This is a genomic window from Candidatus Poribacteria bacterium (genome assembly GCA_016866785.1).
In the GTDB taxonomy this organism is placed as follows: domain Bacteria; phylum Poribacteria; class WGA-4E.
This window is the reverse complement of record VGLH01000030.1, coordinates 25,579-34,962: the sequence shown is the minus strand read 5'-3', so window position 1 is coordinate 34,962 and position 9,384 is coordinate 25,579. Positions and strand designations below refer to the sequence as shown.

Here is a 9,384-nt window from a genome sequence, read left to right as displayed (position 1 = left end):
CGCGGTCAGTTCCTCGGAACCGCGAACTTCGAGAATGCCGTTCATCGCTGTCGGGCTGTCGGAGTAGGTCGTCGGAACCGAGCCGACGAAATCGCCGGCGGCGACGGCGGATCGGGCGAGCGGTATCTCCTCTCGGTCGCCATTGAGTCCGCCCGAAACGACCACGCGTGCTGGTTCATCGATGTCATCGGCTTCGATGACCCTCAGAAAGAGCGCGTCCCCGGCGTTGAACCGGCTGACCGGCTTCACGTAGTCGCCCGACACGAGCAGCACCATGCCGTCAGCGCCCGTCATCGTGCTTCCGCCCATGGACAGCGGCACGTCGGTGGCTCCAGATCCGAGCAGACGGTCCGTGTATTCGACGTTGACGCGCTCCCCGCCACCGACCTCCAGCGTTTCGTTGTCGGGAATCGCCGCTGTCGCGTAGGAGGTTCTCAGAATGCCCTCGAACACGATCGAGTCGGGCCCGCTCTCGACGAGCCGAACCGTCGCCGTGTCGCCCGTGGTCTCCGCCGTTGCGGTCGCCTCGGCGTACTCGACCGCCCCGGGGTCTCGGTTCAGATCGCTGTCCTCGACGCGCACGATGAGGGGCGTTCCGGCGCGGAACAGGATGTCGGAACCCATCGACGGCGCGAACTTCCCTCCGGGCGTACGGAGCCGCATGAGCGCCGTCGCCCCGATGGCGACGCGCAGGCGCATCTCGACCGGGACGTGCGTCGCCCCGGATGCCTGAACGCGGTCGTCGTAGAGGACGCGCGCCTCGCGGTCTCCGGTGACTTGGAGCGCATCGTCGGCAACGGGCTCCTCGCCGTACGCGGTGCGCAACTCGCCGTCAAAAACGCCCGGTTCCGATTCCGTCAAGATGACTTTCGCCACGTCCTCGGCGCCTCCGTCACCGGCTCGGGAGCTGACCGTCACGACGGCTTCCCGCGGACCGTCACCGGACGGAATCTCCGATTCCAAGTCCGTATCGACGACTCGAATCCGCACGGTTCTTCCAGCAAAAAGGACGGCGACGGAGTTTCCCTCGGAATCGCGCGCCGCGATGGTTCCGTCCACGCCGGTGATGACCGTCGCAGCCGCCTCGGAAGCTCCAGCCTGGTTCGGGGGCTCGTAGAGCGAGTCTTCGTAACGGATCCGTATCTCGGAGGAACCGATGACGCTCAGCGCAGCCTCATTCGACCCGACTTCCATCGACAAGCGCGTCGGCAACGCCGCCGAGAAGTATTCGCTGTCGGTCGCCTTCGCCGAAGCGTCGTAGAGGGCGTTGGCGTCGCGCTCGGTGAGCAGGACACGACGTTGCGCAGCCGGGGAGTCCGTTTCGAGCAGAACCGCGACGGAATCCGCAACGGACGGGCTCCGGTTCGCGTCTGGGTCGCGGACGACGAGCCACAGGATATCGCCGGCGTACATGCGCTCGACGCCCGCCCGAACCGCCGAGGGATCGCCGGAAGACGGGTTCGCGACGTCGATCCGCACGTCGCTTCGAACGGGACCGACCAGGCGAACGGGCCCCCAGCGGCTCGGGGCATCGTCTGGACTCGACGCGACCCAATGGGATCGTCTGCCGTCTCGTGTTGTCAGGATGTAGTTCATCCCGAACTGCGCGCCGGATTGGGGTCTCCAGGCGTCGAGCAGTCCGGCTCGCGGCAGCTTCGCTTCGAGCACGTAGCGGTCGCCTGACCGCGCGCCACGGTGCTCAACGGGTGGGATGCCTGCCGGTCCTGCCTCCTCGTCGGAGAAGTGACGCACGTAGCGCAGGACCTCGTTTCCGCTGCCGAACCTGAAGAATCGGAGATGGACGTCGCCGCGTCGGTAGGTCGTCGGGGAGCGCGTGTTCGCCGAGTCGATGAAGACGTCCAGCGTGTCCATCAGCGCCGCGCCGGAAGGCAGCGACCGCCGAGGTACGCTCATTGCCAGATACAGCGCGTCGTCGTCCCATTGGAGCCACGCCGTCGCGTCGGAGATACCGCCCGTGGCAGTCAGCGCCGCGACATCCGCCCAGTCGTCGAGCTCCCCATCGATCGCGATGGGCCCGCTCGCCCGGATCGCCCTGCCGGAGGCGCGCGACTGCGAAGGCGAGTCGCCGACCCCGGACGGACGAGCCTCGAACAGCGTCACCTCGGAGACGACGGCGTTGGGTCCCGCCAGTCGGTTCATCTGGACAGCGACTTCACCATCGGCGTATGCCGCCGCCGGCAGGTGAAATGCCATCGCCTTCGGCTCGCCGGAGGGGATCGTCACTTCGTCGGCGTGCAGCAGGAAACCATCGGCGATCAGGTTCTGAGATCGCCCACCGCCCTTGTTCTGTAGGTACGTGACCTGGATCCAGTAGAGCCGGTCTGCGGACAGATCGGAGTAGTGGAACCGCAATCCGTCGTAGTGGTAGGCGAAGGTGGTCAACGCGTCCGGCACTTCCCTGTCGATATCGTCTCCGGTGCGCCAGCCGAAGCGATCCGGCGTCGTGACCTCTCCGCCTCGGTCGAACACGTAGCCCGTCGTCAGGTTCGGCGACCTTCTCAGGTCCACGCCGCAGTTGTCGTACGCAACGGCGACGGGCGTGTAGTCCGCCATCGACTCGGCGGCAGTGTTCCGAAGCCGGTAGGCATCCGTGAAGACCTCGACCTCCCTCAGTTCCGCGTAGCGACCGTACCACGCTCCCTCCGGGATGAGGACGCGCATGAACCGAGTCTGGAGAGGCTCCGGGAGACGGTGGACATAGCTGCGCGTCTCGTCAGCCAGCGCCCCGGACGTGTGGATCGGCTCAAAGGATCGTCCGTCGTCGCTGAACTCGACCCGGTACGACTTGGGACAGTTTCCGGGTCCGACAACCGTGACGCGAGTGCCATACACGCGCTGGCGTGCGCCGAGGTCCAGCAGGACCCAGGCATCGGACTTCGGGGTGCGGAGCTGCGTCTCGGTGGTTCGTTTGCCGTCCTTCTCCGTCGTGACCTTGACGCGCTCCGCGCCGCTCCATACCTGACCGCCGGCGATCCTGCCATCGATCAGGTAGGGGGCATCCTGTTCGTTGTGCGAGGTCGTGACCGATCGGATGGGATTCCAGTCGCGACGATACAAGGGCCCAGCGCGGATGCCCTTGACCGCCGGCTTGCCGCTGAACCAGTCGGTGACGGCGACCTGCACCCACCGAGCTTCGTGAGCGTTGGCGAAGGTCTGGATCGTGTAGGGGTAGAATCGCGAGGCGCTCCGCCAAGCGAACGCCCTGCGGTAGGTTCCCGCTCGAGTCGGGCTGACGAGGACCTCGTAGTACTTGGGACCGTTGTCGGTCGCATTGTCGAACGTGATATCCACCCGATCGATCTCGTAGACGAAGCCGAGATCGACCGTCGCGACGACGGGATCGGCACGCTGGACGACCGGGAACCGAGGCGGTTCGCCGTCGATTTTCCGCGCGGTCGTGACCCAGACACCTTCCGGCTCGGACGCGGGCAGTTCGGGGCGCGGGTAGAACAGGAACCCCAGCAGACCGATGCCGGCTACGAGAACTGCCAACCGCGCGTCCATCGGGCTTCCGGTTCCTTCGTCAGAGGACGAACAGTCCGACCGAGATGTTCGTCTCTCTCTGATTGCCGCCGACGGGCTGCAGGAACGCCTGGTTCACGAAATCCACGGTCGTGATCAGCCCGATGTCCTGTCCGAACGCCTTGCCCTGGAGCACGAGCTCCAGGAACCCCACCCGCCGGTTGTAGTCGTTGCGCGACACGACCAGGTCGCGCCACGTGAGGTACTGAACGCCGCCTGAAAGCTGGAGCTCCTGCGCGACCTGATGCGTCAGCGTCAGCATGTACGCATTTCGGATCGCGCTCGTCTCCATCGCGGGGTCTGCCGGCGACGCGAAGCCCAGCGTCCGGTCGTTGCGGAACGCCGGTGAAAGCACCATGTCGTCGCGCATTTGCCATTGGTAGCGCACCTGGTTGATGAGCTGCGCGTCCGTGACATGAGTGCGCGACGCGAAGAGCGTATTGAACTCGTACTTGAACTTGGACCGGATCGTGAGCTTCGGAACGTTGTCGTAGTCCGCGATGAACGTGACGATGTTACCGAGATAGTCGCCTAGTGCCAACTCGTCGCGGACCAGCTTGCCTCGGAAGATGACGTCGTCGGGGATTTCGTCGCGGGAACGGCGCACCGTGTATCGGGCTTTGACGAATCCGAAGTCCGGGATGCGCGTCGGCTCGTAGGCGAGAATCTGATATGCCCCGACGGCGTAGGTTCCGCTCGACGTCATCGATTTCTCGTAATAGCCGGGGATGAGGGCGAGACCCTTGGCGATGGGCAGATCGACGATGGCGTATGTGTGGAACCCCCGGCTGCCCTCGTCGTAGTCGAGCCTGTAGTTGGGCTTCGTGTTGTCTTCGAGGTTGTCCGGCACGCCGTTATTGTTGAAGTCCATCGACTCGCGGCTCAGCCCGAGCAGAAACTTCGGCGGGTCCGCCTCGAACAGCAGGAAGTCGTCGTCCCAGTCCTTCACGCCGTCGCGATCGCGGTCGTCCTGGTCGCTGCCGGCGAAGGGCACCGAGGGCTCGCGAGCGTCGAGGTAGGGGTCCTCGTTGTCGTTGTCGTCGATGAACGACGAGGCGTTGTAGAACGGATCGATGGTCGTGTATTCGCCCGACCAGAACAGGGGTCCGAACCGGCGGTTCACCTCGACGTACCACGCGTCCGCGACCGTGCGTCGGCGCTCGGCGTCGAACAGAGGGTATTGAAGCGTCTGGCTGTACCACGACCGCTCGCTCTCGATGGCGAAGCCCCCCAGTGTGGTCTGGATATCCACGCCGAAGGTCGTCTCGTCGGTCAGTTCGCCGTAATGGAACGAACGGACGCGCCGGTTCGCGCCGTCCTGCACGTTCCCGTCGGCGTCGAGCTTGCGCTCCCAGGTCGCCCCGTCGCGAGAGAGCTCGACCACGTAGTCGTTTGCGATGTCGATACGGAACTCGACGGATCGGATGTCCTGCGGACTGAACAGCGGGAACCGGTAGACGAACGCGGCGTCTCCGTTCGCCTCGCGAGCGTCTCCTGCCAGCGAGCGACGGCTCTGCGACCCGGGTTCCAAGATGCCAGGGAGCTCTCTGCCGCCCTTGACGTCGTAACGCACGTCGCCGTCGATCACGACCTGCACGCGATGGACTCGGGCTCCGCCGCCGTCGTCCGGTGAGCCATCGCGGAAGCGCAGGCGGAGCTCCGACGGCGGCGACGCTGTCACGACTCCTCGGAAGGGGTTCGTGGCGCGCGCCAAGTCGTAGCTCGTGAAGAACCGATTCACGTAGCTGATTCCGATCCGTGGCAGGGGCAGGTTCACCTCCGCCAGGTCCGCCACGCGGATCGGACGCGCCCCCAGGTTCGTCTCGGCGCGCAGTCCAGCCATGAACCAGTCGGCGCGGCTCTCGATATCCTTGCCCTCGATGGGGCGCCCGGCGCTGTCGAACGTCGGATTGGTGAGCCGCGAAAGGAACACGGATGCCGACCCTCGCGCGCGCGGCACGGTGACTGTCCACCGCACGGCGTCGAACAGCTCTTTGCTCAGCGTGAAGGCGGAATGCTTCGCCGGGAAGTTCCCGACGGTCAGTTGGTGACGCACCGTCGGACGCTGGATGTCGAACACGAAGTAGTTCCGGTTCCCCGTCTTTTCGCGGAAGAGCTTGTTCCGCGACAGCGTCGAGCTCCCCTCCAGCAGACCGTACCGAGCGTCGATCCCATAGATGGGCGTGCCCTTGCCGAAGAACAGAGGGTTTCCAAGGGGGTCGGCGAGTTGGGCGGACACCATGGAGCCCATCGCAGCGAACAGGGCGCAGACGACGATTCGGATGTACCACTGAGAGCCGACATATGGAGCCGTCGTGTCGTGCATGCGGCTTCCTAGAAGTCGTACGTCGCGCTGACGCGATGCGAGCCGAGCGTGCTCTGCACGGTTCCGATGGGGAGCCACAGGGCGTAATCGAGACGAGTCGACGGGGCGACACGATACCCGACGCCCAGCGTCAGGTTCGTGCCCAGCCCTAAGCCCTCCAGCCGGAATCCGCCGCGTAGCGCCAGGCGCTGTTGGTCGGCAAGCCATTCGAGACCCGTACGGACATCGACATCCTGGAGCTCCAGGACGATGTCGAACGTCCACAGGAACCGCGCGCCGCGCGCGCCGATGCCAAAGGTCGTCTGTACAGGCTGGAGCTCGTCGGTTTCCGACCGATCCGAGACGATGTTCGGCTGGTTGATGTGATGCAGCGCCAAACCGATGGAGACGCCCGGCGCCAACGCGAAGAGCGCGCCCGCAGACAGGCTGAAACGCGGATCGCCGCTCAAGTCTTCCAAAACGGCGCCCGAGGAGGTCAGCGTCGGGGCGGCATCCCAGAACAAGACATCGCCCTGCACGCCGACCGAGAGGACGCGTCCACTCGGACGCTCGCTGACACGCCGCGCCACGCCGACGCCGACGCGGTCCTCCGAGTAGAGCCTGCCCGCTTGAGTCCTCCGCCATGCGAGACCAGCCCCACCCAGCTTCGGCGATGACATGGCGTAGGCGATGTGGTTCTGCCCGATCCCTGTATCATCGCTCAGACCGACATGGAGCCCGGCATAGCTGGCTCCGACCTGCCGTCGCGAGGTTTCCGCCCCGAGCTCGGCGAGACCCGCAGGATTCTGAGCCATGCTGTCCGTGTCCGCCACGACCGCGACGCTCGCCCCGCCCATGCCGAGGTAGCGAGCGCCTGCGAAGGCATCCTGAAACGCGGCGAGGGAAGGACGAGCCGCGAAACCCATCCATCCCATCATGCTAGTCCAGATGAGCACGCGCGCCGTCCTCGTCCAGACGGCACGTCCCAAGAGGCGGGTTGATCGGTCACGCATCGGGCGGCGCGTTGTTGCTGGCATCGCCGATCCGTACGAGCCGGAGTCGCAGGCTGTTCATCACGACGCTCACCGACGACAGCGCCATCGCCAGCGCGGCGGCGATCGGATGCAGCTCGCGGAGCATCAGGGGCATCTGAGGGAGCGACGCCAGGGCTCCAGCGGCGATGGGCACGAGCGTCACGTTGTACGCGAACGCCCAGAAGAGGTTCTGCTTGATGATACGCATCGTCGCGCGGGACAAGGCGATGGCATTCGGAACGCCGTGGAGGTCGCCGCTCATCAGCGTCACGCCCGCCGTCTCCATGGCGACGTCGGTGCCCGTCCCGATGGCAACGCCCACGTCCGCGCGGGCGAGCGCCGGAGCGTCGTTGATTCCGTCGCCCACCATCGCCGTCGCCGCGCCGCCGCTCTGGAGCTTCTCCACCTCTCGCCCCTTATCTTCGGGGAGAACCTCCGCGAGGACAACGTCCACGCCGACCTCGCTCGCGATGGCGTCGGCAGTCGCGCGGTTGTCGCCCGTCATCATGACGGATCGGACGCCTTGATCGCGGAGCCGGCGGATCGCGGATCGCGATGTCGCCTTGACCGTGTCGGCGATCCCGATGACGCCGATTGCCCTGCCGTCGCGCGCCACCCAGACGACCGTGCGCGCGTGCCGTTCGAGTGCGCGCGCGTCGTCAGCGAGCCCGCTCGTCTCGATGCCCTCGGACGCCATCAGGCGATGATTCCCGATGGTGATCGCATCACCTCCGACCGTCGCGCGGACTCCGTGACCTGAGATGGCTTCCAGCGAATCGACGGACAGGTCGGTGGAACCGAGCTCGTCTGCCGCTCGAACGATCGCCTGGGCAAGAGGATGCTCGCTGCCGCGCTCGGCGGCTCCGGCGAGGCGCAGTAAGTCGTCTCGGCCCTGCCCATCCGCCGGGATGACATCGGTGACGACGGGCTCTCCCTGAGTGATCGTGCCGGTCTTGTCGAGCACGACGGTGCGGATGGCGTGGAGCTTCTCCAACGCCTCGCTCGACTTGAAGAGGATGCCGTGCTCGGCTCCCTTGCCGGTTCCCACCATGATCGCGGTCGGGGTCGCCAGTCCCAACGCGCAGGGACAGGCGATGACCAGCACGGCGACCATTCTGACGAAGGCGTGCGTCGCGCTCGACCCCGGAACGAGCGTCCAGACGACGAACGTGACAGCCGCCGCGACGATGATCGCGGGAACGAAGATCGCGGAGACCTGATCCGCGAGGCGTTGGATCGGCGCACGACTCGCCTGCGCCTCTTGGACGAGCCGGATGATCCGCGCCAGCGCCGTCTCGCTGCCGATCCGCGTCGCTCGGACACGGAGCAGACCGTTCTTGTTGAGCGTGCCGCCGGTGGCTGGATCGCCTGGCGACTTGGCGACGGGCATGCTCTCGCCGGTCAGCATCGACTCGTCGACGGCAGACTCGCCTTGGACGATTTCGCCATCCACCGCGATCGTCTCGCCGGGCCGAACGACGACGACATCGCCGACGACGATCCGCTCGATGGGCAGGTCGATCTCCGTGCCGTCGCGGACGACGCGCGCCGTCTTGGAGCGGAGCCCCATCAGCCGCCGGATCGCCGCTCCCGCCTTGCCCTTGGCGCGCACTTCGAGGAGCTTGCCCAGCTTGATCAGCGTGATGATGACGGCAGCCGTCTCGAAGTAGACGTGGCCCTCGGCTCCCGCCAACACGATCTGCGCCGTGACGGCGACGCTATACAAGTACGCGGCGGACGACCCCATCGCGACGAGGACATCCATGTTCGCGGATCGGTTCCGCAGCGACTTGAATCCGCCCACGTAGTAATCGAGCCCGGTGTAGAACTGGACGGGCGTGGCGAACGCCCACATCGCCAGCGCTGCCCACGGCGCGTGCGACCAATGCCCCAAGAGGCCGAAGTCGCGCAACATGCTGAAGGCGAAAAGGGGCCCGGCGAACACCAGACCGACCGTGAACTTGCGGGACTGGTCTCGTATCTCGGCTTCGCGCGCTTCGGCTTCGGCGTCCTCGGCTGTGTCTGCCGGTTCGACGACGTGATAGCCGATCCGCTCCACGGCGGCGGCGATGGCGGCATGGTCCGTCAGCGAGTCGTCGTACGTGACCGTTGCGCTCTCGCTGGCGAAGCTGACGTTTGCCTCCAAGACGCCGTCCACACGTCGGGTCAGCGTGCGCTGGATCGTGTTGGCGCAGTTGGCGCACGTCATGCCGACGATGGGCAGGTTCTCGGTGATCGTTGCCATGCGGGGCCCTCCGTCACCGGTCTTGCGCCTATCGCGTTGCGTCGACCGGATAGCCGATGTCGTCCATCGCCGCCTTGAGCGCTTCGAGCGTCGCAGGAGCTGCGAACTCGACGGTGACCTCCTGCTTGTCCGGGTCGCCGGCAACGGACTGGACGCCTTCCATCTCGGACAGCTCGGCGCGGATGCTTCTCACACAGCCGTCGCAGGAGATCTCGTCGGAGTGCAGGATCGCTCGTGCCATGGGTTGACCTCCTGGT

The 9,384-nt window shown here is 66.0% G+C and carries 5 protein-coding genes; all 5 read right to left on the bottom strand.

All coding sequences use genetic code 11. The annotated features are described in order from the left end of the window. A partial coding sequence (locus FJZ36_06320; protein MBM3214511.1) for a hypothetical protein occupies positions 1-3,525 on the bottom strand: 3,525 nt, incomplete at its 3' end. A 19-nt stretch (positions 3,526-3,544) separates the two neighbouring features. Further along, entirely contained in the window at positions 3,545-5,869 is a 2,325-nt protein-coding gene (locus FJZ36_06315) for a hypothetical protein (GenBank protein ID MBM3214510.1), read from the bottom strand. An 8-nt stretch (positions 5,870-5,877) separates the two neighbouring features. Beyond that, complete coding sequence (locus FJZ36_06310; protein ID MBM3214509.1) at positions 5,878-6,804, bottom strand: hypothetical protein; 927 nt, start codon at positions 6,802-6,804, stop codon at positions 5,878-5,880. Between the two features lie 49 nt (positions 6,805-6,853). Next, on the bottom strand, positions 6,854-9,118 hold the full coding sequence (locus FJZ36_06305; GenBank protein ID MBM3214508.1) for a copper-translocating P-type ATPase: 2,265 nt from the start codon (positions 9,116-9,118) through the stop codon (positions 6,854-6,856). 37 nt (positions 9,119-9,155) lie between these two features. After that, positions 9,156-9,368, bottom strand: a complete 213-nt coding sequence (locus FJZ36_06300) for a heavy-metal-associated domain-containing protein (protein ID MBM3214507.1) — start codon at positions 9,366-9,368, stop codon at positions 9,156-9,158. Positions 9,369-9,384 lie beyond the last annotated feature (16 nt).